A 24,233-nucleotide genomic window follows, 5' to 3' on the forward strand; every position below is an offset into this window, starting at 1 on the left:
CACGCCTTGCTGTGTCATCCCAGACCGCGGCCTAGGCTGTTCACCATGTCCGACGCTGAGTTCCCCGATCGCCACGTCGCCACGCGCGTCGCGATCGTGGGCGCGGGGCAGGCGGGTCTTGCGGTCGCGTACTTCCTGCGTCGCGCGGGTCTGCTTCCCGGGCAGGACTTCCTCGTGCTCGACGCCGGGCCCCGTTCCGGCGGCGCGTGGCAGCACCGCTGGGAGTCGCTGCGCCTCGGAGACACGCACAAGGTCCACGACCTGCCGGGGATGCACGAGATGGGCCTCACGTTCGATGACGCTCCGCGAGACCGTCCGGCCCGTGATGTCGTGGCCGCGTACTACTCCATGTACGAGAAGCACTTCGATCTGAGGGTTGCGCGGCCCGCGGCCGTGACGTGGGTGGACAGGACCGATGACGGCTATCGCCTCACTCTCGAGCCCGGCGGGCCTTTCGACACCCTCGACGCGCAGGTTCTTGTGAACGCGACGGGCACGTGGACCAACCCGCGCGTTCCCGCGATCGCGGGGCGCCGAGAGTTTGGCGGGCTCCAGGTCGCGACGCCGGAATGGGTCAGCGCCGAGCCGTTCCGCGGCAGGCAGGTCGCCGTCGTGGGCGGTGGCACCTCGGCCCTCGGATTCCTGGACGAGCTCGCCAACGTCGGCGCCACGACGCTCTGGTACACGCGCCGCGAGCCGGTGTTCGTCGACGACGAGCCGTGGCTTTCCGAGACGCGCGGTGCCCGTGCCGTCTCGCTCCAGGACGCCGCCGCCCGCTCCGGTGCCATCCTCCCCTCGATCGTCTCCGTGACGGGCCTTGCCCGCAGCTCGCTCGTGCAGCGACTCGAGGCGCGCGGCCAACTCCAGCGGCGTCCGATGTTCCGCCGCGTCGTCGCCGACGGCGTCATCGAGCAGGACGGCACCTTCACCTACGTCGACGCGATCGTCTGGGCAACGGGCTTCCGTGCGGAGCTGCGCCACCTCGAGGGCCTCGACCTCGCGGGCCCCAGCGGTGCCATCACGGTCCAGCGCGGACAGGTAGTCACCGAGCCGACGATCTACATGGCCGGCTACGGCCCCCAGGCGAGCACCGTGTCGTCGAATCGGGCTGGCCGCACCACGGCCAAGCTGATCCTCGGTCAGCTCGCGGAGCGCGCTGCCGCCAACTCGACCGCCTGAGCCATCGGGCTTGGCGTGCCGAATCGGTGCGCGGTCATGGAGATCGCCTGCTCGCGCACGAACGGGAACAGCTCAAGCCGGGCCGACGCCGTGACCGGGTCGTCGAATATCGTCACCGAGGCGGTTCTCGCCTTTGCTGGGATCTCGCCAAGCGCGCGCACCCTGGCGAACCGCTCGGAGGTGACGCGCTCTGCCCACTCTTCGTCGCCCTCCGCGGTGACCACGAGGCCCCTGGATTGAAGCTCCTCGGCGAGAGCGGCGTCGGGCATGCCGGCAAAGGTGACGCGAGTGCCCGGCGACGCGACGGCCGCAGCGGCCGCTAACGCGCGCACGTCGCCAGGTGCCGCGTCGTGGCCGACGCGGATCTCGGTGAGCGCGGGCACGTAGCGCAGCACGTTGCGTTCGCACGCGAGTCCGCTCTCGTCTGTCGCCGCGAAGTCGGTGGCCATCGCCTCGGCGAGCAGCGTGTCCCACCCCGTGAGGTCCGATGGGGTCAGCGGGGCCCAACCGGTGAGTCGCTCCACGTAGTGCGGCCCTCCCGCCTTGGCGCCGGGCCCCACCGCGGAGCGCTTCCAGCCGCCGAAGGGCTGGCGCCGCACGATCGCGCCCGTGATGCCGCGGTTGATGTAGAGGTTGCCGGCGTCGACGCGCGCAAGCCAATGCTCGATCTCCGCGGGGTCGAGGCTGTGCAGGCCAGAGGTGAGGCCGTAGTCGACCGCGTTCACGACCCCGATGGCGGCGTCGAGGGTGGGCGCGGTCATGACCGTGAGGAGCGGGCCGAAGTACTCCGTGAGGTGCGCCTGCGCGCCGAACTCGACGTCCGTGCGGATTCCGGGAGACCAGAGCGTCCGCTCTTCGTTGAGGGGCTCGGCTCGAGCATCCAGCTCTCGCGGAACCCAAGCGTGGTCAGCCCCTCGAGGAGTTTGCCGCGCGGCGGCTCGATGACGGGCCCCATCTGACTCTTTAGCGTCCCCGGTGTACCGACAGCGAGCGAGGACGCGGCGTCCTTGAGCTGGGTCAGGAACCGGCGCGAGTGCGCCACGGAGCCGACGAGCACAACCAGCGACGCGGCCGAGCATTTCTGACCGGCGTGGCCGAAGGCCGACTGCACCACGTCGCGGACGGCGAGGTCGAGGTCCGCGCTGGGGGTGACGATGATCGCGTTCTTTCCGCTCGTCTCCGCGAGCAGGCGGCCCCCAGGGCGCAGACGGGAGAAGAGCTCCGCGGTCTCGAAGGCCCCTGTGAGCACGATCTGGTCCACCCGCTCGTCCCGCACGAGCGCGGAACCCACCGGGACCTCCTCGCAGTCGACGAGCTGCAGCACGTCACGCGGGATGCCGGACGCCCACAGCGCGTCGGCGAGCACCGCCGCGCAGCGCCTGGTCGCCGGTGCGGGCTTGAGGATGACCGCACTGCCCGACGCGAGGGCCGCGAGCACGGAGCCGCCCGGAATCGCGACGGGGAAGTTCCACGGTGGCGTCACCAGCGTGACGGGCCTGGGAACCGGAGTTGCGCCGGTGATGGCCGCGAGGTTTCTTGCGGACTGCGCGTAGTAGCGCGCGAAGTCGACGACCTCGGACACCTCGGGGTCGGCCTGGTCGATGGTCTTGCCGGCCTCCGCCGCCATCACCTCCACGAGGGCGGTGCGCTCGCGTTCGAGCGCCTCCGCGGCCGCCTCCAAGATCGCGGCACGGTCTCCGGGCGCCACCCGACCCCAGCGCTCCCCCGCCGCGACCGCCCTCGTCACCACGGCGTCGGCCGCGTCGACGTCATCCACCCACGCCGCGCGCACCGTCTGCTCACCAAGACGTGAGCCCGGAACCTTGCGCGCGATGTCCGCGGCCCAGCGCCTGGACTCCGGTATCGAGGGATCGGTGTCCGGCTGGTTGCAGAATCCCGCGTGAGAGGAGCTCACCACTCCCCTGTGTCGCGCCGGGATCTCGTCGTTGAGCTTTTCGAGCGAGGCCCTGAACCGGGTCTCCTCGGTGGCGACGGCGTCGGGCTGCGTGTCGAAGCGGAACGCGGAGCTGAGGAAGTTGCTGGGGTTGGCGACCTCCTCGAGTCGGCGCACCAGATACGCGATGGCCACGTCGAACTCCGCGGGCGGCACCACCGGGGTGTAGAGCCGCACGGCGCCCACGTCCTTGGCGACCACTGGGCCAACGCGTTCGGCCATGCCGAGCAGCATCTCGACGTCCATCGCCTCGGCCACTCCGCGCTCAGTCGCGAGGAGCCACGCGAACGCGAGGTCGAACAGGTTGTGGCCCGCGATGCCGATGCGGACCGCGGCGGTGTGCTCTTCGGTGAGCGCGCGAGACAGGATCCGCTTGTAGCTCGCGTCGGTCTCCTCCTTGGACTCCCACGTCGCGAGCGGCCAGCCGTGCCACTCAGCATCGACGCGCTCCATGGACAGATTCGCGCCCTTGACGAGGCGCACCTTGATGGGCGCTCCCCCGCTTGCCACACGGCCCGACGCCCACTCCAGCAGGCGGTCATACGCACCGAGGGCGTCCGGCAGGTAGGCCTGGAGCACGATCCCGGCGTGCAGCTGCGAGAACTCGCGCTCGGCAAGGAGTCGCGTGAAGACCTCGATCGTGAGGTCGAGGTCCCTGTACTCCTCCATGTCGAGGTTCACGAAGGTTCCCGTGCGGGAGGCCGCCTGGTAGATGGGCCGCAACTGGTCGCAGATCGCGACCAGGGCGTCGTCGAATCCCCAAGGCGAGTGAGGGGCCACCACGGAGGACACCTTGAGCGACACGTAGTCCACGTCCGGTCGTTCGATGAGCGCGATGGTGCCGTCGCGGCGTTGGCGGGCGGACTCGTTCCCGAGGACGGCCTCGCCGAGAAGGTTGACATTAAGCCTGACGCCTTGATTGTGGAGGCGGCGTAGGCCCCTTGTGAGCCGAGCCGGTCGGGCGTCGAGCACCAGGTGGCCCACGAGTGCGCGCACCACGCGGCGCGTGATCGGCACCGCGATCCAGGGTGCCACGGGCGCCAGGCGCGCGAGCGACAGCGCGGCGCGCATGGGGCGTGAGAGGAAGGGCGCCGGCATGCGTGCGGCGGCCGCGAGGTTTCGCGCAGCGACGTGCGAGTCCTCTGGGCGGATGGTGCCGTCAACGAACGCGACGGCGAACGCGAGACCCTCGGGATCGGCGACGAGTCGTGCGAGGCGCCTGCTCGATGCAGACTCCCTATGGCTATGGGCTTCGGCGAGCCACGAGTGAACGCGCGCGACCGCGGCGTCCGCGACGGCGCTGTCGGCAGTGACGGTCATAGTGCCAGTGTGCGGCGAGCGACCATGAATAAGAAGCGATGCTTCCTTAACAATATTGTGCGGCACGGCTTAAACTGGAGAGATGCTGGACCTTCACCGCCTTGCCCTGCTGCGCGAACTCAGCCTGCGAGGCACCATCACCGCCGTTGCGGGCACCACCGGGCTGTCCGCATCCGCTATCTCCCAGCACCTCTCGACCCTGGAGCGAGAGGCAGGCGTGCCGCTCCTGCGCCGCTCGGGCCGGGTCCTCACACTGACGCCCGCAGCCGAGAGGCTCGTGCACCGGACAGAGGAACTCCTTGCAACGATGGAGCGCGCGGAGGGCGAGCTCGCCGAGACGGGCAAGGCGGCGGGCACCGTACGGCTGGCGATCTTCCAATCGGCCGCGCTCGCTCTCCTCCCCGGCGCACTCCTGCACCTTCGGGAGCGGTATCCGGACGTGAGGGTCGTGGCCACGCAGCGCGAGCCCGCGGCCGCCCTCGAGGACACCTGGGTGCGCGACGTCGACCTCGTCGTGGCCGAGGAGTATCCGCACCACGCCGCGCCGCACTATCCCGGAGTCGAGCGCGTCCCGCTCACGCACGATGAGATTCTGTTGGCCGTAGGCCGAGACGTGAACGTCGTCACCCTCGCCGACGCGGCGGGCCTTCCCTGGGTGATGGAGCCGCGGGGAGCGGCCTCACGCCACTTCGCGGAGCAGCAGTGCAGGCTCGCCGGCTTCGAGCCCGATGTCCGCTTCGAGACGGCGGACCTGCAGACCCACGCACAACTCGTGGAGAGCGGGCTCGCCGTGGCGCTGATCCCGGGGCTAATGTGGCGCGGACGGACCATCGACGCGCACGCGCGCGGCTCCCAGAGCGGCCTCACAGGACGGTCTTCACGGCCGCGCGTGGCTCGTCCCGCAGGTCGGCGGCCGTGAGCGCCGTCAGGGCCGCCCTGCTCCAGGCGGCGCAGGCTCTGACCCCGTAGGCGCCGCGAGGCGCGCCGCGAGCAGCGTGCCGCCCGCCACGAGCGAGGGCATCGCCACCACCGCCGCAAACGGGATGAGGCACGCCAAGTAGCAGGTGACGCCGAAGCCCAAGGTGAGAGAGCGTCGGGCAGCCGCAAGCCGCCTGCGCTCACGGAGCGTGGTGATGCCAACTCGCGAGAGCGGGTACGCGGTGAGCTCGAGGGTCAGCAGCGATCCGCCGACGACCGCCGCGAGGACGAACGCCGCCGCCGAGCCGACGACGGGGATGAAGCCGAGGGCGAAGCCAGCGATGCCAACCACCAGGCCGAACGCGAGCAGACCCAGCCCCTCGCGGATGCCGCGGAGGGTCGAGCGCAGCCACGGCTGCTCATCCGCGGTGAAGACCAGTCCCGCCCCTGGAGCGACCCGATCGGCGATCGCCTCGAAGAAGGGCTGCCCGATCAGCAGGGTCACCGCGGTGAAGGTGAAGACCGCCAGGAGCGCGCTTCCGCCGATGATGCCCACGGCGACGAGCGCGACGATGAGGCCGTTGGGCGTGGGGTCGCCGGTGACCGCGCTCGCGATCCCCCGCGACCAGTCGTCGACCCACACGGCGATCGCGACGAACACCCCTACGAGAAGCAGCGCCGTGATCGCACCCGGAATGAGACCGAGCATCATGAGCCGCGGCGAGGACCGCCACACGCGAAAGCCGGCGCCGGCGAGGCGAAAGCCCTCGATCACGCCGCGCCCTGGCCTCCGCACGGTGGCCAGCCTAGGGCCGGATCAGGCGAGCGTGGCCTCCACGAGCTCGATAGGTACGGCGCGCAGCGCCTGCGACACGGGGCAGTTCGCCTTTGCATCGAGAGCGGCCGCCGAGAAGGTCTCCTGGTCGATTCCCGGCACAGTCGCCACTACTGCTATCTCGATGAGCGTGATGCCCTCGCCCGGCACGAAGGTGACGCGTGCGTCGGTCGTCACGGCCGTGGGCGGGTTGCCGGCCTTCGCGAGCCCGTTGGACAGGGCCATTGAGTAGCAGGAGGCGTGCGCCGCGGCGAGGAGCTCCTCCGGCGTGGTGGTGCTGTCGGCCCCCTCCGATCGCGCCTTCCAGTTCACTGCGAACGTGCCGACGCCCGACGCGAGCGTCGTCGTTCCCGATCCGTCCGTGAGGCCCCCCGCCCACTCGGTGCGCGCTGTGCTGATCATGTGTCCTCCAGGTGCTCGCCGGCGCGGCCGCGCCGTGCTCGGTCCACGGTAACCCGGCGGGATAGATTGCCACCAACGGAAGGAGACACTTTGGCGGTACCGGTGATCGGCATCTCGAGTTACCTCGAGCGTGCGAAGAGTGGCGTGTGGGACGCGCAGGCCGTGTTCCTGCCGTGGGCCTACGCGGCCCCCGTGGTGGCAGCCGGGGGCGCGGTGAGCGTCCTGCCTCCTCAACCGCCAACGCCCGACGCTGTGGCTGGGGTGCTCTCCTCGATAGACGGGCTCTACCTCGCCGGGGGTTACGACGTGGATCCGGCGACGTACGGCGCGGAACCCCACGCGGAGACCGACGAGCCACGTCGCGACCGTGACGCGTGGGAGGCCGCGCTCTTCGATGGCGCGTGCGGACTAGGGCTTCCGGTGCTCGGCGTGTGCCGCGGTGCACAGCTGATCAACGTGGCGCGAGGCGGCACCCTGGTTCAGCACCTCCCCGACCGGCTCGGTCACACCGGCTACCAGGGCGGGGATGCCGTGTACCGGCGCGTTGGGGTCACCGTCAGCGAGGGCTCCTTGCTGGCAACCATGCATCCGCGTGAACGCGAGGTGCCCATGTATCACCATCAGGCGATCGACAGGCTCGGTTCCGGGCTGACAGTCTCTGCCGTCTCCATAGACGGGGTGATAGAGGCCGTGGAGGACCCTTCACTCGCGTTCTGCGTGGCCGTGCAGTTCCATCCCGAGCGCGATGACCTCACGGGGATCTGGGATGCGTTCGTCGCGGCGGCAGCCGCCTACAGGAAGGCTCGCTCATGATCGTGATCGCCCTCGTCTTCGCGTCGCTAGCGGCGCTCATCCACGTGTACATCTTCTGGCTCGAGTCGTTCGCGTGGACAACGCCGCGGGGCCTTGCCACGTTTGGAATGTCGGCAGAACAGGCCGCTGCCACCAAGGAGCTCGCCTTCAATCAGGGCTTCTACAACCTGTTCCTCGCGGTGGTGAGTGCGGCGGGGGTGGTGACCACGGCCGTCGGCCATGAGGGGCCGGGGGCGGCGCTGCTAATCGCGGGCTGCGGGTCCATGGTCGCGGCCGGGCTGGTGCTGCTGATCTCGTCGCCGTCCAAGGCGAGGGCCGCGCTGGTGCAGCTTGTAGCGCCGGCGCTGGCGCTGCTTTTCTTGGGGATCGGCGCCCTCAGCTAACCGTAGTACCGCCCCGGGCGGTGATTGATGGCGAGCACCAGGTTGAGCACCAGAGCGCCCACCACGGACCAAGCCAGCGTCCACAGGTCCACAAGGGCGAGCGACGCGATCACGACCACCACGTCAAGCGCCCCCTGCACATAGCCCGCCCTGATGCCGTGGCGCTCCTGCATGTACGCGGCGAGGATGCCGAATCCGCCCGCGGAGGCGCCGTGGCGGAAGAGAACCAGCATCCCCATGCCGATCGCGAGGCCCGCGAAGATCGCGGCGTAGGGCGTCGCCACGTGGCTCACGTCGATGTAGAGCCGGTGCAGCCCGGTGCCGATCGAGATCAGCGCCACGGTCACCAGGGTCTTGACCGTGAACCGCGGGCCAAGGCGTCGCCACGCGAGGTAGTAGAACGGCAGGTTTACCACGAAGAACACGAGGCCGAGTCGCCACCCGGTCGCGTACGTGACGAGGAACGAGACGCCGGCAAGGCCGCCGCTCACGCCGCCGATCGTCTTCAGCAGGAACATGCCCCAGGAGACGAGGAACGCGCCCGTCACGAGCGCGATCGCGTCCTCCCACAGCGCATGCTTGCGCACCGGCGCCGGGGTTACTAGAGCTTCCACTCGCCCATCATGCCGCGTCAGGAGGGCAGGCCCGCGGCGAGCTCGCGGAACACGTCACCCGCCTCGGCGAAGATCGCGAGCGGGGCCGATTGGCCAACCCAGAGCGACAGCAGGTCGGCCTGGTCTCGCTTCGCGGCCTCGGCGCGGAACTGACCCGTGAGCCAGTTCTGCGCGGGGAACGGGAGCTGCGGCTCCGATTCGGCTACCCGCATGGCCCGGTTCGGGACCCCGCGCGAGAGGCGCCCGCTCATCGCCGTCGTCAGCACCGTGTCGTGGGCGGCGGTGCCCAGGATCGCGCGCCGGTATGAGGCGCAGATCGCGGACTGCTGCGTCCTGAGGAAGGCCGTGCCGACGACCACTCCCTCGGCACCGAGGGCGAACGCGGCCGCCACTCCCCTACGATCGGCGATGCCGCCGGCGGCGAGCACGGGCACGCGCACGGCGTCGGCGACCTGAGGCACCAGGCTCATGCTGCCCACAAGAGCGCCCGCGGGGTCGTGGAGGAACGACACGCGATGGCCCGCGGCCTCGGACCCGCTGGCAACGATCGCGTCCACTCCCCCGGCCTCGAGAGCGAGCGCTTCCGGAACGGTCGTCGCCGTCGCCACCACCGCGATTCCCTCCGCGTGCGCGCGCTCTATGACGTCCGCGGACGGAACCCCGTAGACGAAGCTCAGCACGGCCGGCCTGGCCTCGATAGCCGCGTCCACCTGCTCCTCTATGGGGGGTAGGAAGCGCTCGGGGAGCACGGGTTGCGCGTCCATCTCCTCGAGCAGCTGCCCGACGCCTGGGCCGGGTGTCACGTCGACGTCGCCTGGGGTCACCTCGTCTCCGCGGGGCAGCCACAGATTCAGCGCGATGCTCCCGGTTGTGCGCGCTCGCAGCTGGGCCGCCGTGTCCGCGATGCGTGCGGCGTCATACCCGTAGAGGCCATAGGACCCTACGCCCCCGAGATCCGCGACGGTGCCCACGAGCTCCACGCTCGAGGCTCCCCCGAAGGGGCCAAGGACTATCGGCAGTTCACTGTTCAGCAGTCGCGTCAGCCGCGTCATCCCTCTCCTCGGTTCGTATGTCCCTGCCGCAGCGCCAGCATGTGGTCGCGGGACCTTCGTTGATCGCTCCGCACTCACACACTTCGGAGAGCCAGCAGGCGTCGCTTCCGTTCACTTCAGCCGCTCCAGCAGCGCCTCGCGCAGCACCACGGCTTGGTTCACGGCGGGATCCTTAGCCGCAAACAGTAGCGTGACCACGGGGTTGGCCTCACACACGGTGACGAGCTCATCCAGCCCGGTGCGGCCGCGAGTTCGGCGCGATAGCGCGCCGCGAACTCCTCGAAGAGCTCGGGGTCATGGTGAAACCAGTTGCGAAGTTCCGCGCTCGGCGCGACGTCGGTCGCCCACAGGTCGAGCGGGAGCCGCTCTTTGCTGATCCCCCGCGGCCACAGCCGATCCACGAGCACGCGGAAGCCGTCAGCCGGCGACGGCGCGTCGTACACCCTTGCGAGCCGGATCTCGGTCATGTGGAGCTCCCCGCGCTCAGCGCGATGCGGCACAAGGTGGGGTCCACGAAGGGCTCGATGTCCACGCTCCAGGTGCCCACGCCGTCGGCCCTGTCCGCGAGGCGCTGCGTGAGGCCGAGGTGAAGGGCGCACACGACGCGCGGTGACCGGCGTGCCGCCTCGCGGAACGGGCAGCCATGGAGATCAAAGCCGCTCTCCGTGCGTTCCGGCGCGAAGCCGCGCACGGCGAGGACGCGCTCGATGGTCTCCGGCGCATCGCCGGTCACGTCGGAAATCGCGTCCGCCCAGGCTCGCCCCGCCGCGAGGGCGCCGTCGGGGCCGGTTCCGCTGTCCACGAGGTCCGCTAGCAGCGCTATGAGCGAGTCGCGAGCGGAGTCGGCGTCGATGAGGGCATAGGCGAGCTCGGGACGCCCGCGCGCGCCCTTGGGCGCGTGCGAGATGCGAACGGCGGTGCCGCCCGACACGAGCCTGTCGAGGTGGTACCGCGCCGTCGTCACGTGGACCCCGAGGGCGGCGGCCAGCCACCGAGCGGTCACGGGCGCGCCGTGGCCGCGCATCGCCTCGACCACCGATTCCTGCATAGGATTGACCGTAACATCTTCCGCTTTAATCGTGAGGCACTATGTCCCATCTAGTGATCCGCCCATCGGTGCTCTACGTAGGCACCCCCGTCATGCTGCTGGGGTCCACCAACGGCGACGGCACCGCCAACCTGGCCCCAGCGTCGTCCTATTGGGCGCTTGGCCAGATGCTTGTCATCGGCCTTGAGGATGGCGGGCAGACCATCGACAACGTGACGGCACGCCCAGAGCTCACCGTGAACTTCCCCGGCCCCGAGCTGTGGCCCGCGGTGGAGCGCATCGCGGACACGACTGGGCGCAGCCCTGTGCCCGCAGAGAAGGCGCACCGCTACGCGCACGTGGCGGACAAGTTCGCGGCCGCAGGTCTCACGCCGGAAGCGGCGGATCTCGTGGCCCCTCCGCTCGTGGCCGAGTGCGCGCTGCAGCTAGAGGCGCGCGTGCTGCGCATCACCAAGGGACTCGAGGGGTACTCCATCGTGGAGGCGGAGGTGGTGCGGGTTCACGCGGATCCGCGGATCGTCGCCCCTGGAACGCAGCACATTGACCCGCGCGCGTGGGAGCCCACCATCTACAGCTTCCGCCACTACTTCGGCATCGGCAAGGAGCACGGGCACAGGCCGACGAGCGACACCGCGGGCGCGCATGCGATGCACGGGGAATCTTGAGCCGCGAGACGCGTTGTTTCTGACATGACGACTCTCGCGGACTTCAGTGCCGACCTGTTGCACGGCGGGCACAAGGATCTGGGCGACTACGTTGGCAAGGTCGTGCTCGTGGTGAACACCGCGAGCAAGTGCGGCAAGACGCCCCAGTTCGAGGGTCTCCAGAAGCTCTTTGAGGAGTTCGGGCCCGACGAGTTCGTGGTGCTCGGCTTCCCCTGCAGCCAGTTCGCCGGTCAGGAGTTCGACGACGCGGATGCGATCGGCGAATTCTGCCAAATGAACTACGGCGTCACCTTCCCCATGTTCTCCAAGATCAACGTGAACGGGCGCCACCAACACCCGCTCTACAAGTGGATGAAGCAGCAGAGGCACAACCGCCTCACGGGCGTGATTCCGTGGAACTTCACCAAGTTCCTCATCGACAAGCAGGGCAACGTCATCGCGCGCTACTCCCCCGACGACCTGCCGGCAACCCTCGTAGGCGACATCCGCGCCGCCCTGGACGCCTAGCGCCAGCGCTAAGTCTCAGCAATCTCCCAGGCCGTTCGCGGCCGAGTCCAGGGGTGCGTTCATAGCGTCGACCGCATGAGACGTCCCCTCGTGAAGTCGATCCTCGGATCCATCGCCCTGCTGCTGCTTGCCGCGGGCATCGTGGTCTACTGGGCGCTCGATCGGTACGTCTTCGACCATGTAGAGGTCTCGCACGCCAGCGCCTACGAGGCACAGCAGAGCGCGGACGCGGCCTCCAACGACACCGACCTCGCCGAGCCGAGCGTCACGTACACCAAGCACACGCTGGAGACCGCCAGCGGCACGGTGACCTACTACGTCGCCGACGTCACCTTCAGCGACATCACCCAGCTCAAGTCAGCGTTCGCCAACGACGAGTTCGGCCTGAACATCACGGAGGATCCGAGCGACATTGCGGCAGATGTGGGCGCCGCTTTCGCCATCAACGGCGACTACTACGGCTTCCGCGACACCGGCATTGAGATCCGCAACGGCGTCATCTATCGGGACTCCGGGGCGCGCACCGGCGCGGTCATCTACCGCGACGGCACCATGGCGATCTACGACGAGACCGCAACCTCGGCCCAGGAGCTCGTCGACGCGGGCGCGTGGCAGACGCTGTCATTTGGCCCCGCCCTTGTCGACGACGGGGAGATCGTCTCGGGGATCGATGAGGTCGAGGTCGATACCAACTTTGGCAACCACTCCATCCAGGGCAGCCAGCCGCGCACCGCCATCGGCATGGTCAGCGCCAATCACTTTGTTTTCGTGGTCGTCGACGGCCGCTCGAGCGAAAGCTCGGGCGTCACGATGACGGAGCTCGCCGAGATCATGCAGTCGCTCGGTGCCACGGTCGCCTACAACCTCGACGGCGGTGGCTCCTCGGCGATGGTCAGCGACGGTGAGCTCGTGAACAACCCGCTCGGCAAGCACCGCGAGCGCGGCACCTCAGACATCCTGTGGTTCGAGTGAGCGGGCGGGTGTCGCCGTGTGGGTGCTGATCCCCTCCTATGAGCCCGACGCTCGCTTGCCAGAGCTCGTCTCTCGCCTCGCCCCGTGGTCCCGCGTGGTCGTGGTAGACGACGGATCAGGGGAGGCGTACGCGGAACTGTTCGCAGCGTCGGGCCGGCTTGGCGCGGTGGTCCTGACCCATCTCGAGAACGAGGGCAAGGCGGCGGCCCTGCGGACGGGGTTTCGCTGGCTGCTCGAGAATGCGCCGGGCGAGACGGTGGTGTGCGCGGACAGCGATGGCCAGCACCTTCCCGAGGACGTGCGCGCTGTCGGTGCATTGGCGTCGGAACGCCGGGCCGCGGGTGAGGCGGACGGCATCGTGCTGGGCGCACGAAGGTTCGATGTGCCGGTGCCGTTGCGGTCGCGATTCGGCAACTCGGTGACCTCGTGGCTCGTGGCATCGGTCACGGGCAGGCGCCTCACGGATACGCAGACGGGGCTCAGGGCGTACCCGCCGGGGCTCCTTCCGTGGCTTCTGACCGTCCGCGGCGAGAGGTTCGCCTATGAGCTGCGGATGCTGCTGGACGCGGCTCGGCAGGGCGTGCCCGTGGTCGAGGTACCCATCGAGACCGTCTACCTCGACCACAACGCGTCCTCGCACTTCCGGCCCATTGCGGACTCGTGGCGAGTGCTCCTGCCGATCCTGCTGTTCGCCGGATCGTCGCTCATCGCCTTCGGGCTCGACACCCTGCTGTTGCTGGCGCTCTCGGCCCTGACCGGTAGCCTCGCGGTCTCCATCGTCGGCGCCCGGCTCGTCTCCGGAACGGTCAACTTCACGCTGAACCGCCGCACCGTCTTCCGCTCCACAGGGCGCCTTGGGCCGCAGATCGCGCGCTACGCGGCGCTCGCCGCGGCACTGCTGGTCGCTTCGTACCTCGGACTCTGGGCGCTCACCTCCGTTGGGCTCCCGCTGCTGGCGGCCAAGGTCGCTACGGACCTGACGCTGTTCGCCGCCTCCTACGCCGTGCAGCGCACGCACGTGTTCGGCCGCGTGGGGGCGCACCGCCAGGCTTCCGTAGAATTGCCCGAATGCGCGAAGGAATCGACCCCGACGACCTCGAGGTGACCCTGCGCGTGCTCGCGTCGCTCAAGGAGGTCGGCGAGGACCACCCGGACTTCGTCACCGTGCGCAACGCCACGGCCCACATGATCAAGGCCGTCAAGCAGCAGCGCCGCAGCGACCGCAGGGCGGCGATCTATGAGGCAGACAAGGCGGTCGTGGAGGCCACGGCCACCGGCGCGCCAGACCGCATCGACGATGAGACGCGGGGCATCACGCTCACGGCGCAGGCGGCCGTGCCCACCGTCGGCACCTTCGCCAAGGCGCGCCCGTGCTACATCTGCAAGCGCAAGTACACGGTGGTCGACGCGTTCTACCACCAGTTGTGCCCCGATTGCGCTGCCCTCAGCCACGCCAAGCGCGAAGCCCGAGCGGACCTCAGTGGGAAGCGCGCGCTGCTCACGGGCGGCAGGGCGAAGATCGGCATGCACATCGCGCTGCGGCTGCTGCGCGACGGCGCGTACACGACCATCACCACGCGCTTCCCTCGCGATGCCGTGCGCCGGTTCTCCGCCATGCCCGACGCCGCCGAGTGGCTACACCGCCTGCGGGTGGTGGGCATCGACCTGCGCGACCCCTCTCAAGTGGTCGCGCTCGCGGAATCTGTGGCCGCGGACGGCCCACTCGACATCCTCATCAACAACGCGGCGCAGACGGTCCGACGCTCCCCCGGCGCCTACTCTCCGCTCGCCGATGCGGAACTGGCTCCCCTCGAGGCGGGCCTGTGGCCGGAGGGCCGGGGTCCGGAACTGCTCACGCTCGGACGCACCAGCGACGTGCACCCGCACTCGATCGAGGACGCCGTCGCCACGCACCCTTTGCTCGCGTCCGCGAACGCCCAGCGTCTCACCGCGCTCGCCTTGGCCCCCGGATCCTCTTCGCTCGCGAAGCTCGCGGACGGCACCGCGATCGACGCCGGAGGCCTCATTCCCGACCTGCACCACACCAACTCTTGGGTGCACGCGCTCGGCGATGTGGACGCGCTGGAGCTGCTCGAGGTCCAGCTGTGCAACAGCACGGCGCCCTTCATCCTCATCAACGCGCTGAGGCCGCAGCTGGCCACCGCGGCCCGCGGGGCCCGCAGCGGCCGCAGCTACGTGGTCAACGTGTCCGCGATGGAGGGGGTCTTCAACCGGGGATACAAGGGTCCTGGTCACCCGCACACGAACATGGCGAAGGCGGCCGTGAACATGCTCACCAGAACCAGCGCGCGCGAGCTGTTCGAGGCCGATCGCATCCTCATGACGAGCGTGGACACCGGCTGGATCACCGACGAGCGCCCCCACCCCACCAAAGTGCGGCTCGCCGAGGAGGGCTTTCACGCTCCCCTCGACCTCGTGGACGGCGCCGCGCGCGTCTACGACCCCATCGTCAGAGGCGAGCTCGGCGAGGACCTCTTCGGCGTCTTCCTGAAGGACTACAAGCCTTCGGCTTGGTAGTGCGCCACGACGCGCTGTCGAATCCATCACAGCGGGCGTGCCTGGGTGAGGACTTCCCCCGGCCGGTAGGTAGAGTCCCGGAGTGTGAGCAAGGGTGCCACGATCGCCGGGCTGAGACTCGGCGCCGCCGCCGCCATCGCCACCAGTCTGTGCTTCCAGGCCTGGGCAGACCTCACATATGGGACATTCACGTGGGCGGAACTACCCGTCTACTTCACCCCACTCGCAGCCCTCGCTGCCATCGCCGCGCTCGTCTGCGCCGCACTCAACGGTCCGCACGAGCCGCGCTGGGTGGCCCTGCTTCGCGTCAACGCCGCCACCTACGCCGTCATCACCGGCGTCGTCTACTGGGCGATGCTCGCCCACTTCGGCCACCCGACGTTCCCGTGGGCGAACGCCATGATCCACGGCGGCACCGGCGTGATCCTCGTGGCCGACTGGGTGCTCGTGGGCCAACGGGAGCGGCTCCCGTGGCACACCCTGTGGACCGTCTTCGCGGTTCCCGCGCTGTGGCTCGGTTACATCGCCGCCAACGAGGCGCTCGGCGGCCGCATCCCGTACCCGTTCCTCGACCCCGCCAACGGGTTCGGCAGGCTCGCGCTCACGGTTGCACTGCTGGTTACCGCGGGCCTTGGCGTGGTGAGCGCGCTGAGGCTGTGCACGGGGGCGCGCCTCTTCGCGCGGCACTCAGCGCCCGCACAATAGTCGGGTGCGCCTCTGGTCCCTCCATCCGAGCCAACTCGACCGAGCTGCGCTCGTCGCATGCTGGCGAGAGGCGCTCTTGGCGCAGGCCGTGCTCGCCGGCCGCACCCGCGGCTATACGCGCCACCCGCAGCTCGATCGATTTCGCGCGACCGAGACTCCCCTTGAGACGATCGGCCGCTACCTGTCCGCCCTCGCGGATGAGGCCGATGCCAGGGGTTACCGCTTTGACCGAAGCCGAATCGACGCACCAGGTGAGGCGAACGCCCAGCTGACCGTAGCGTCGGGCCAACTGGAATTTGAATGGGCGCACCTTGGCGCAAAGCTCGCGGCCCGCTCTCCCGCGGATGCCCGACGCTGGGCGGGCTCAGCGCCGAGGCCTCACCCCCTCTTCACGGTGGTTGTAGGACCAACGGAAGCGTGGGAGCGTCCCTGACGGCGGGATACTGGTCTCACGGGCCGACGCTGGGTTGGCTGGAACGAAAGGGTCACCGTGCGCGCGCTCCTCAAATCGGCGGCTGGGCCGGGTCTGCAGCTCACCGAGGTGCCAGATCCCACGGCCGGCGATGCGGACGTGACGATCCGCGTGCTACGCACGGGCATCTGCGGCACGGACCTGCACATCGAATCTTGGGACAACTGGGCCGCGTCGACGCTGGTGCCGCCCATCATCCCCGGGCACGAGTTCTCCGGCGAGGTCGTGGCGGTGGGGCGTTCGGTGCGGGACGTCCACGTTGGCGAGATCGTCTCCGGCGAGGGCCACATCGTGTGCGGCACGTGCCGCAATTGCCGCGCGGGGCGCCGGCAGATGTGCAACCGCACATCCGGTTTGGGGGTCAACCGCAACGGCGCCTTCGCCGAGTACGTGGTGCTTCCGGAGTCCAATGTGTGGGTCCACCACGACGAGATCGACCTGGATCTCGCGGCGATCTTCGACCCCCTCGGCAACGCGGTCCACACCGCGCTCAAGTTCCCCCTCGTGGGCGAGGACGTGCTCATTACCGGGGCCGGGCCCATCGGCCTCATGGCCGCCGCCGTCGCGCGGCACGTTGGTGCGCGGTTCATCGTGGTCACGGATATCTCGGAGCCGCGCCTCGAGCTCGCGCGGCAGGTGGGCGCCGACCTCGTCATCGATGTCTCGAGCGAGCGCGTGGCTGATGCGCAGCGGCGCCTCGGCATGCGTGAGGGCTTCGACGTCGGCCTCGAGATGAGCGGGCAGCCGACCGCGCTGCCCGAAATGATCGACAACCTCACCCACGGCGGCCGCGTGGCGATGCTGGGCCTGCCAACGGGCCCCATCGACGTGGACTGGGCCAAGGTGGTCACGCACATGCTGACCATCACGGGGATCTACGGTCGGGAGATGTTCGAGACCTGGTACGCGATGAGCGCCATGTTGCAGACCAGCGCCGAACTGCGCGCCGCGCTCGACACCGTCATCACCCACCGCATGCCCGCCCGGGACTGGGAGCAGGGCTTCGCGACGGCCCGCACCGCGCATGCGGGCAAGGTGGTGCTCGACTGGACCCAGGCTTTCGACTGACCGCCGGTTTTCGACTGACCATCTGAAGAAGGGATCGCCATGTACGGAGCGATGAAGGAGCGGCTCGCGACAACGCTCGAGGAGATTCGTGAAGCAGGCACGCTCAAGGGCGAGCGGCCGCTAGCGGGCGCGCAGGCCGCGCTCGTCAGCACTGGCGGTGCCGAGGTGCTCAACTTCTGCGCGAACAACTACCTCGGGCTCGCGGACGACCCCCGCATTGTCAAGGCCGCGCAGGGCGCCATGGATGAGTGGGGCTTCGGCCTGGCGAGCGTGCGGTTCATCTGCGGCACGCAGGAGCTGCACGTGGAGCTCGAGCGCCGCGTGTCCGAGTTCCTCGGCACCGAGGACACGATCCTCTTCTCCTCATGCTTCGACGCGAACGGCGGCGTCTTCGAGGCGCTGTTCGGCGCCGAGGACGCGATCATCTCCGACGAGCTCAATCACGCGTCGCTCATCGACGGGATCCGGCTGTGCAAGGCCCAGCGGTTCCGCTACCGCAACCGGGACCTCGGCGACCTCGAGGCGCAACTGGAGGCAGCGTCGGGCGCCCGCCAGATCGTCATCGTCACGGACGGCGTGTTCTCGATGGACGGGTACTTCGCGCCGCTGGAGGGAATCTGCGACCTCGCCGAGCGATACGGCGCCCTGGTGCTGGTGGACGACTCGCATGCGGTGGGCTTCATCGGCGCCAACGGCCGCGGCACGCCCGAGCTGTTTGGCGTGGAGCGGCGCGTCGACATCTATACGGGAACCTTCGGCAAGGCGCTCGGCGGCGCCTCCGGCGGGTACGTCTCCGGGCACGCGGAGATCATCGCGCTGCTGCGGCAGCGCGCCCGGCCCTACCTGTTCTCGAACACCGTGGCGCCGGCCGTCGTCGCCGGAACCCTCGAGGCTCTGGACCTGGTGGCGGGCGGCGCGGAGCTCCGCGCTCGAGTGGCGCGCAATGCGGCGCTGTTCCGCTCGCTCATGGCGGATGCGGGGTTCGATCTGCTGGACGGCGAGCACGCGATCGTGCCCGTGATGTTCCGCGACGCCGCGCTCGCCGCCCGCATCGCGGACCGGATGCTCGCGCTCGGCGTCTACGTGGTGGCGTTCTCGTATCCGGTGGTGCCCGTTGGCAAGGCGCGGATCCGCGTGCAGCTGTCCGCGGCGCATTCCGAGGACGACATTCGCCGCTGCGTGGAGGCGTTCACCGCGGCTCGCGACGCGGAACTCCGCTAGCGGCGCGCTCCGAACACCGCGTACGCGAGCGGGAGCACAGACGCCGCCATCATCCAGGTGCCGAGCGCGGGCTCGTGCGCGTGCAGCACCGCGCCGCCAACGAGCAGCCCAACGAAGATGACGGAGCCGACGGCGCGCTTCACGAGCCTCTCGACCCGCTCCACGGCCGCCTCCACCTTGGGCACCGAGATGGGCAGGGTGCCGTCCTCGAGCCGCGTGACCACCTCGTCGAGCCGTGCGGGCAGCTTCCACGCCACCTGCACGTTGCCCACCGCCTGCTTGGCGAAGTCGTTGAGGAGATTGCCGCTCTCCTCGCGCAGGAGCTGCTGCGCGTAGGGCTCCACGGAGTCCCACAGGTTGTAGTCGGGCTCGAGCGAGCTGCACAGCCCGGACGTCAGCGAACCCGCGCGGCCGATCAGCAGGAAGTTCTCCGGGAGCTGGAAGGGCTGGGCGAGCAGCACGTCGCCGAACTCCTCCGCGAACTCGCGAAACTCTCGCGGGTCCACCTCCTTGAGGTCGGCGAAGCCCATCCCGCCAAACCGCGCGAAGAGCTTGGTGAGCACGCGCTCCAGCTCGTGCGTGTCCGCGCCGGGCAGCAGCACGCCTGCTCCCTGAACCGCATCCACGATGCCCTTGCCGTCGCGGGCTGCGGCGGCGATGAGCAGTTTGCGCAGGTTGGAGCGGAGCGTGGGCGGGATTTCGCCCATCATGCCGAAATCGACAAATACCAGGGACCACGCCGGCCCAACGCTTGGTTCGGGTGAGGGCGCGACGAACAGATTTCCCGGGTGTGGGTCCGCGTGGAAGAACCCGTGGGTGAAGAACTGGTCGAACATCACCTCGGCGAAGCGGTTGGCGACGTCCTTGGGCTCGATGCCGGCCGCGATGAGCGCGTCCTTGTCGATGATCTTGATGGCGGTGACGTCCTCGAGCGTCAGCACCCTGCGAGTTGTGCGCTCCCACGCCACCGCCGGCACCTTGACGTCCGGCGCGTTGGCGAAGTCCGCGGCGAAGCGCTCGGCGTTCGCCGCCTCATGCAGGTAGTCGATCTCCTCGCGGCTCGTGGCCGCGAATTCCTCGATGAGGGCGGGTGCGTCGGCGCGCTTGGAGACCGCCTTCAGGCGCTGCAGCCAGCGCGCGATGCGGCGCAGGGCCGCGAGGTCCACGTCCACCACGGCGTCGATTCCCGGCCTCTGCACCTTGAGCACGGCCTGCGTGAACCCGGCGTCCGCAGCGTCGGCCGGGCTGAGGGTGACCCGGTAGACCTGGCCGAGCGAGGCCGCGGCAACGGGAGTGGTGTCGATCTGCGCGAAGACGCGCTCAAACGAGACGCCGAGCTCCTGCTCCGCGAGTTCCTTGATGTCGGGGAACGGGACTGCCGGCACCTCGTCCTGGAGCCCTTCGAGCTCCTTCGTGAGCTCCGGCGGCAGCACGTCGAGGCGGGAGCTCATGTACTGGCCCACCTTGATCATGAGCCCGCCAAGCTCCACGGCGAGCGCGCGGAACTTCCTCGCGAAGCGAATCATCCGCTCCGACCGGTTGCGCTCGGCGACTCGGCGCAGGCCGATGACGGGCAGCACCAACTCGAACCACCAGGTCACCGCGAGATTCCACGCGGCGAACCTGATGATGCGGCGGTAGCGCGCGCGACCGCTAAGGCTCACTGCGCCAGGATCGCGTAAATCTTGCGGCGCGTCTCGTCGAGCAGGTCCTTAGCCTGTTCCTTCTGCTCGGACGTACCCGTCCGGGCGACCTGGGAGACGGCCTGTGCGAGGTCCAGGCCCGCCTTAGGTAGCGGGCTGTGGGGTGCGGCGGCCTCGAAGGCCTCCTCCTTGGCCCATGGGGTGTCGTCGACGACCTCCGCCGCGGCCTCCTTGCCGGTCTCGGTTAGCTCGTAGGTCTTGCGGTCCTGCTCGACCTTTGCCGTCACGAGTCCCTCGTCGGCCAGCATCTGGAGCGTGGGGTAGACGGAACCGGCGCTCGGCTTCCAGCGGCCGTCCGTGCGCTCCTCGATCTGGCGGATGATCTGGTAACCGTGCATGGGCTGCTCGGTCAGGAGCGACAGGATCGCGGCGCGCACGTCTCCCCTGCCCATTCGGGTGCTGACCTTGTTGCCGACGCTGCCCACCTTGTTCTCGAGCGCCGAGCGCAACTGGCTCATGGCGTCGAGCATGGTCTCGGCTGCAAGCTTGGTGTAGGTGCCGGCGCTCTCGCTCGGCGTGGACTGCTCGGTCATGACAAACCTCTTCTCAACGACTGTCGAACGATAGTGACCGACATATCGCTAGGCTCGCACCTTTTGCACGAATTGGCAAGCCGGGCGCCCGCTGACTAGAAGGGTGCAAGCAGCGGCACAAGGATCACGGCGACCACGAGGACGACGAAGGTGAAAGGTACGCCGATGCGCACGAAGTCTCCGAAGGTGTACCTGCCAGGGTCGACCACCAAGGTATTCACGGGAGATGACACAGGGGTCATGAAGGCCGACGAGGCTGCGAGAGCGACGGTGATCGCGAACGGAATGGGCGAAACCTCGAGCTGCGCCGCCGTGGCGATCGCTATTGGCGCCATGAGGATCGCCGTTGCCGTGTTGGAGACGAAGAGCCCGATGACCGCGGTCGCCACGAAGAACACGGCGAGCATCACCCTGGGCGCGGCCCCGCCGAACGCTCCGACCAGTCCGTCCACTACGAGGTCAACACCGCCCGTCTTCTCCAGCGCGATCGCGATCGGAAACATGCCCGCGATGAGAAGCAGCGTCGGCCAGTGAATTGCCCTGTAGGCGCTGCCCATGTCGATCACGCCGAACGCGCCCATGAGCACCGCGGCAATGAGCGCCGCGATCACGTTGGGGACGATTCCGCTGACCATGAGCACCACCATCAGCACCACGGCGCCCACCGCATAGGGCGCTCGTGGGGCGGCGGGCGACATTTCCCGCACCTCCACGGGCAGGTCAAGCGCAACGTAGTCGCTCGCCCGCAACTGGAGCGCCTTGATCGCGTTCCAGCCGCCCGCAACCAGGATCGTGTCGCCCATGCGCAGGTCGTAGTCGGAATACGAGCCATGGCGGGCCTCACCGCCGTGCCGCACACCGAGCACCGTGAGGCCGTACCGTTCGCGGAAGCGCAGGTCCCGCGCCGAGCGGCCGATGGCGCGCGACTCTGGAGTGACGATGAACTCTGCCATTCCCACCTCGCGCGAGAAGCGATCGTAGAAGCTTTTCAGGCGCGCCCTGTCCCCGAGCCCCAGCACCTGAGCCTGCTCGTCGCTCAGCTCCGCATTGATCACGAGCGCGTCACCCGCACGTATGCGCGTCTCCGGATCCACGAGAAGGGTGTCGCCGCGGATAGGCCTGGTGCGCACGATCGCAAGCACCGATCCACGGGCAGGCGCCAGATCTACGTCGGCGAGTTTCTCCTTCACCAACTTCGACGCGCCGGCCACGCGGTATCGATGGGTGCGGGCCTCGATCCCAAAGTCGTCAACAAGGGAAGTGAACGTGCGGCGAGACGTGGCCGCGGCGTCGGGCGTGCGCGTAGCGAGCCTGCGGTGCGCGAAGAGCATATAGACGATGCCGAGGGCGAGTACCACGAGCCCATATGGCGTGAGCGTGAAGAAGCCGAGCCCCCACCCCGCGCGCCGCAGTTCCGCATCGATCACCAGATTCGGCGTGGTCGCGATGAGCGTGAGCATGCCGGAGATGAGAGCCGCAAAGCTCAGCGGCATCATGAGCTGGCGCGCCGACAAGCCGGTTCGTGCCGCTATCGACAGCACAACGGGGATGAAGATCGCGACCACCCCAGTTGAACTCATCACCGCTCCGAGGCCCGCAACGGACAGCATCAGGAGCACGATGAGGCGGCCCGTAGAAGCGCCGGCGCGCGCTGCCAGCAGGTCCCCTAGCCGATACGTCACGCCCGTGCGCGCCAGACCTTCGCCCACCACAAACAGTGCCGCGATGAGCAGCACATTGGGATCGGAGAATCCCGAGAGCGTCTCGTCGATATCGAGGATCCCGAGCACGGGAAGGGCGATGATGACCAGAAGCGCCACGACGTCCATGCGCGGCCGCCCTGCGGCGAACATCGTCACCGTCGCGACCAGCAGCACGCCGACGATGATGAGATCGGTGTTCATCGTGCCGCCCCGCGAGTCACTCCGCCGCGCCGCCCACGGGCCCGACCTTCTCGATGTAGCACTTGCCGCACAGCGACTCGTACGACGCCTGCTGGCCGTCGATCGCCACCTGGGCGCCGTGGCTCACAAAGTGCCCGTCCACGATGCGCGCGTTGAAGATCGCCTTCGATCCGCAACGGCAGATGGTCTTGAGCTCCTCGATCGAGTGGGCGATCTCCATGAGCCTGCGTGAGCCGGGGAAGGAGACCGTCATGAAGTCGCCGCGCAGGCCGTAGCAGAGCACGGGGATGCCACCGGTGACGGCAAGGGTGAAAGCCTCGTCCGCTTGCGCGGGCGTGAGGAACTGGGCCTCGTCAACAAAGACCGCGTCGATCTCCGACAGCGGCGCCAATTGCTCGAGGCGCCCGACTAGCGACTCGTCTGCGCCAAGCAGGATGTCCACGTCTCTGGTGATGCCGATGCGCGAGGACACGGCCTTCCCCGCCTTGGTGTCCATTCCGGGCTTGACGAGCACCGGGCGCTGATCGCGCTCCTCGTAGTTGTACGCGGCGGTGAGCAGCAGCGCGGACTTCGACGAGTTCATCGCGCCGTAGCGGAAGTAGAGCTTGGCCATTGATCCCTCTCAACCGAGCTCGACGAGCTCAGTGGTGTCATCTGTGGGCAGCGTGTCGACCACGGCGCGTATTTCCATGTCCTCGAGGGTGACCTCGCCGTGGTGGGTGGACACGAAGGCAATGTCGGACGCGTCGCGGCCCGTGGCGATCCGCAACAGCGAGTGCCGCGGCGCGAGCGCCGTGGCGTCGATCGCGTACCAGTGGCCGTCAACGTACGCCTCGCACACCGCGTGGAAGTCCATGGGGGCGAGTCCGGGGGCGTAGACGGAGACCACGCGCGCGGGGATGTCGCGCGCGCGCAGCAGCGCCACAGAGAGGTGCGCGAAGTCGCGGCACACTCCCCTGCGGCTCAGCAGCGTCTGGACGGCGCCATCGGTTGGCTGGCTTGAGCCGGGGATGTATTCGAGCCGCGAGCCGACCCAGCTCGAGATGGCGGCGAGCAGCGCGTGCCCCTTGAGACCGGCGAACTCCGCCTGGGCCGTGGGATACAGCGTGTCCGAGTCGCAATAGCGACTGGGGCGCAAGTAGAGGATGCCGTCGAAGTCTCGGAAGGCGGGCGGTTCCGTTCGCCCGTCCACCTCGGCGGAGTAGCGCACCGACATGCGACCGGGGCCTGCGTCGATGGTGTGCAGGCGGCTTCCATGGTGGTCGGTGAGCTCGGTCACGAGCGCCGGCTTGCCGTCGATTTCGACGACCAGCTCGTCGTCTACGGCGAGTCCCTCGCCGCGTGCGACGGCGATGGACAGGATCAGGCGCGCGGGCTCGAGGACGTTCAGCGTCAGGTCTGCGGCCACGGAGCGATGCACGGGCCAA

Annotated in this window: 22 protein-coding genes and 3 pseudogenes; 13 read left to right on the forward strand and 12 right to left on the reverse strand. The window is 69.0% G+C overall.

Annotation, left to right across the window (positions count from 1 at the left end; genetic code table 11):
- Positions 1-45 precede the first annotated feature (45 nt).
- Positions 46-1,179 (forward strand): NAD(P)/FAD-dependent oxidoreductase, encoded by a 1,134-nt coding sequence (locus NVV57_12095; GenBank protein MCR6713374.1) that lies wholly within the window; start codon positions 46-48, stop codon positions 1,177-1,179.
- On the opposite strand, the pseudogene NVV57_12100 reads toward NVV57_12095, so the two are convergent.
- A pseudogene (locus tag NVV57_12100) lies at positions 1,140-4,453 on the reverse strand (bifunctional proline dehydrogenase/L-glutamate gamma-semialdehyde dehydrogenase). The gene NVV57_12095 and the pseudogene NVV57_12100 overlap by 40 nt on opposite strands.
- 82 nt (positions 4,454-4,535) lie before the next feature.
- On the opposite strand from NVV57_12100, the pseudogene NVV57_12105 reads away from it, so the two are divergent.
- A pseudogene (locus NVV57_12105) lies at positions 4,536-5,422 on the forward strand (LysR family transcriptional regulator).
- On the opposite strand, the gene NVV57_12110 reads toward NVV57_12105, so the two are convergent.
- A complete protein-coding gene (locus NVV57_12110) occupies positions 5,379-6,167 on the reverse strand; it encodes an EI24 domain-containing protein (GenBank protein MCR6713375.1) in 789 nt (262 codons plus the stop codon). The pseudogene NVV57_12105 and the gene NVV57_12110 overlap by 44 nt on opposite strands.
- A 21-nt stretch (positions 6,168-6,188) precedes the next feature.
- Positions 6,189-6,608 (reverse strand): OsmC family peroxiredoxin, encoded by a 420-nt coding sequence (locus NVV57_12115; GenBank protein MCR6713376.1) that lies wholly within the window; start codon positions 6,606-6,608, stop codon positions 6,189-6,191.
- Between the two features lie 90 nt (positions 6,609-6,698).
- Between NVV57_12115 and NVV57_12120 the strand changes: the two genes are divergently transcribed.
- A complete protein-coding gene (locus NVV57_12120; GenBank protein MCR6713377.1) occupies positions 6,699-7,421 on the forward strand; it encodes a gamma-glutamyl-gamma-aminobutyrate hydrolase family protein in 723 nt (240 codons plus the stop codon).
- Positions 7,418-7,804, forward strand: coding sequence for a DUF1304 domain-containing protein (locus NVV57_12125; GenBank protein ID MCR6713378.1), 387 nt, complete (start codon positions 7,418-7,420; stop codon positions 7,802-7,804). Before NVV57_12120 ends, NVV57_12125 begins: the two co-directional genes overlap by 4 nt.
- Here the strand turns inward: NVV57_12125 and NVV57_12130 are convergent.
- The 4 genes and pseudogenes from NVV57_12130 to NVV57_12145 form a co-directional block, all read right to left on the reverse strand.
- Complete coding sequence (locus tag NVV57_12130; protein ID MCR6713379.1) at positions 7,801-8,418, reverse strand: YitT family protein; 618 nt, start codon at positions 8,416-8,418, stop codon at positions 7,801-7,803. The genes NVV57_12125 and NVV57_12130 overlap by 4 nt on opposite strands.
- A 17-nt stretch (positions 8,419-8,435) precedes the next feature.
- Positions 8,436-9,470, reverse strand: a complete 1,035-nt coding sequence (locus NVV57_12135) for a nitronate monooxygenase (GenBank protein ID MCR6713380.1) — start codon at positions 9,468-9,470, stop codon at positions 8,436-8,438.
- A gap of 111 nt (positions 9,471-9,581) precedes the next feature.
- A pseudogene (locus NVV57_12140) lies at positions 9,582-9,937 on the reverse strand (DUF488 family protein).
- Positions 9,934-10,518 (reverse strand): hypothetical protein, encoded by a 585-nt coding sequence (locus tag NVV57_12145; GenBank protein ID MCR6713381.1) that lies wholly within the window; start codon positions 10,516-10,518, stop codon positions 9,934-9,936. The pseudogene NVV57_12140 and the gene NVV57_12145 overlap by 4 nt, the downstream one beginning before the upstream one ends.
- 41 nt (positions 10,519-10,559) lie before the next feature.
- Between NVV57_12145 and NVV57_12150 the strand changes: the two genes are divergently transcribed.
- The 9 genes from NVV57_12150 to NVV57_12190 all read left to right on the forward strand — a co-directional run bounded on the left by NVV57_12150 (position 10,560) and on the right by NVV57_12190 (position 18,666).
- Positions 10,560-11,183, forward strand: coding sequence for a flavin reductase family protein (locus NVV57_12150; protein ID MCR6713382.1), 624 nt, complete (start codon positions 10,560-10,562; stop codon positions 11,181-11,183).
- Positions 11,184-11,207: 24 nt separating this feature from the next.
- Entirely contained in the window at positions 11,208-11,690 is a 483-nt protein-coding gene (locus NVV57_12155) for a glutathione peroxidase (protein ID MCR6713383.1), read from the forward strand.
- 75 nt (positions 11,691-11,765) lie between these two features.
- On the forward strand, positions 11,766-12,662 hold the full coding sequence (locus tag NVV57_12160) for a phosphodiester glycosidase family protein (protein ID MCR6713384.1): 897 nt from the start codon (positions 11,766-11,768) through the stop codon (positions 12,660-12,662).
- Between the two features lie 16 nt (positions 12,663-12,678).
- Positions 12,679-13,767, forward strand: a complete 1,089-nt coding sequence (locus tag NVV57_12165; protein MCR6713385.1) for a bifunctional glycosyltransferase family 2/GtrA family protein — start codon at positions 12,679-12,681, stop codon at positions 13,765-13,767.
- Positions 13,731-15,200 carry an SDR family NAD(P)-dependent oxidoreductase gene (locus tag NVV57_12170; GenBank protein MCR6713386.1) on the forward strand — a complete coding sequence of 490 codons (1,470 nt, stop codon included), beginning with the start codon at positions 13,731-13,733 and terminating at the stop codon, positions 15,198-15,200. Before NVV57_12165 ends, NVV57_12170 begins: the two co-directional genes overlap by 37 nt.
- An 84-nt stretch (positions 15,201-15,284) precedes the next feature.
- The gene (locus NVV57_12175; protein MCR6713387.1) at positions 15,285-15,905 is read left to right on the forward strand and encodes a Pr6Pr family membrane protein; all 621 of its coding nucleotides are present in this window, start codon (positions 15,285-15,287) and stop codon (positions 15,903-15,905) included.
- Positions 15,906-15,909: 4 nt separating this feature from the next.
- Positions 15,910-16,338, forward strand: a complete 429-nt coding sequence (locus tag NVV57_12180) for a pyrimidine dimer DNA glycosylase/endonuclease V (GenBank protein MCR6713388.1) — start codon at positions 15,910-15,912, stop codon at positions 16,336-16,338.
- A 57-nt stretch (positions 16,339-16,395) separates the two neighbouring features.
- Complete coding sequence (tdh, locus tag NVV57_12185; GenBank protein MCR6713389.1) at positions 16,396-17,445, forward strand: L-threonine 3-dehydrogenase; 1,050 nt, start codon at positions 16,396-16,398, stop codon at positions 17,443-17,445.
- 39 nt (positions 17,446-17,484) lie between these two features.
- Positions 17,485-18,666: a glycine C-acetyltransferase gene (locus tag NVV57_12190; protein MCR6713390.1), complete on the forward strand. Its 1,182-nt coding sequence runs from the start codon at positions 17,485-17,487 to the stop codon at positions 18,664-18,666.
- On the opposite strand, the gene NVV57_12195 is transcribed toward NVV57_12190, so the two are convergent.
- From NVV57_12195 to NVV57_12215, 5 genes are all read right to left on the reverse strand, one after another.
- Positions 18,663-20,330, reverse strand: coding sequence for an AarF/UbiB family protein (locus NVV57_12195; GenBank protein ID MCR6713391.1), 1,668 nt, complete (start codon positions 20,328-20,330; stop codon positions 18,663-18,665). The two genes, NVV57_12190 and NVV57_12195, sit on opposite strands and share 4 nt — an antisense overlap.
- A complete protein-coding gene (locus NVV57_12200) occupies positions 20,327-20,902 on the reverse strand; it encodes a PadR family transcriptional regulator (GenBank protein MCR6713392.1) in 576 nt (191 codons plus the stop codon). The genes NVV57_12195 and NVV57_12200 overlap by 4 nt, the downstream gene beginning before the upstream one ends.
- A 95-nt stretch (positions 20,903-20,997) precedes the next feature.
- The gene (locus tag NVV57_12205) at positions 20,998-22,806 is read right to left on the reverse strand and encodes an SLC13 family permease (protein MCR6713393.1); all 1,809 of its coding nucleotides are present in this window, start codon (positions 22,804-22,806) and stop codon (positions 20,998-21,000) included.
- Positions 22,807-22,822: 16 nt separating this feature from the next.
- Positions 22,823-23,419, reverse strand: a complete 597-nt coding sequence (locus tag NVV57_12210) for a thymidine kinase (protein ID MCR6713394.1) — start codon at positions 23,417-23,419, stop codon at positions 22,823-22,825.
- A gap of 9 nt (positions 23,420-23,428) precedes the next feature.
- Positions 23,429-24,226 carry a transglutaminase family protein gene (locus tag NVV57_12215; GenBank protein MCR6713395.1) on the reverse strand — a complete coding sequence of 266 codons (798 nt, stop codon included), beginning with the start codon at positions 24,224-24,226 and terminating at the stop codon, positions 23,429-23,431.
- Between the last annotated feature and the right edge of the window lie 7 nt (positions 24,227-24,233).

Origin of the sequence: Demequina sp., from assembly GCA_024707205.1 — a bacterium.
In the GTDB taxonomy this organism is placed as follows: domain Bacteria; phylum Actinomycetota; class Actinomycetes; order Actinomycetales; family Demequinaceae; genus Demequina.

Bases quoted from the DNA above. Each gene is read 5' to 3' on its own strand.
- NVV57_12095 (MCR6713374.1), top strand. From the start codon at position 46: ATGTCCGACGCTGAGTTCCCCGATCGCCACGTCGCCACGCGCGTCGCG.
- NVV57_12115 (MCR6713376.1), bottom strand. From the start codon at position 6,608: ATGATCAGCACAGCGCGCACCGAGTGGGCGGGGGGCCTCACGGACGGA.
- NVV57_12125 (MCR6713378.1), top strand. From the start codon at position 7,418: ATGATCGTGATCGCCCTCGTCTTCGCGTCGCTAGCGGCGCTCATCCAC.
- NVV57_12135 (MCR6713380.1), bottom strand. From the start codon at position 9,470: ATGACGCGGCTGACGCGACTGCTGAACAGTGAACTGCCGATAGTCCTT.
- NVV57_12145 (MCR6713381.1), bottom strand. From the start codon at position 10,518: ATGCAGGAATCGGTGGTCGAGGCGATGCGCGGCCACGGCGCGCCCGTG.
- NVV57_12150 (MCR6713382.1), top strand. From the start codon at position 10,560: ATGTCCCATCTAGTGATCCGCCCATCGGTGCTCTACGTAGGCACCCCC.
- NVV57_12155 (MCR6713383.1), top strand. From the start codon at position 11,208: ATGACGACTCTCGCGGACTTCAGTGCCGACCTGTTGCACGGCGGGCAC.
- NVV57_12160 (MCR6713384.1), top strand. From the start codon at position 11,766: ATGAGACGTCCCCTCGTGAAGTCGATCCTCGGATCCATCGCCCTGCTG.
- NVV57_12170 (MCR6713386.1), top strand. From the start codon at position 13,731: ATGCGCGAAGGAATCGACCCCGACGACCTCGAGGTGACCCTGCGCGTG.
- NVV57_12190 (MCR6713390.1), top strand. From the start codon at position 17,485: ATGTACGGAGCGATGAAGGAGCGGCTCGCGACAACGCTCGAGGAGATT.
- NVV57_12200 (MCR6713392.1), bottom strand. From the start codon at position 20,902: ATGACCGAGCAGTCCACGCCGAGCGAGAGCGCCGGCACCTACACCAAG.
- NVV57_12205 (MCR6713393.1), bottom strand. From the start codon at position 22,806: ATGAACACCGATCTCATCATCGTCGGCGTGCTGCTGGTCGCGACGGTG.
- NVV57_12210 (MCR6713394.1), bottom strand. From the start codon at position 23,419: ATGGCCAAGCTCTACTTCCGCTACGGCGCGATGAACTCGTCGAAGTCC.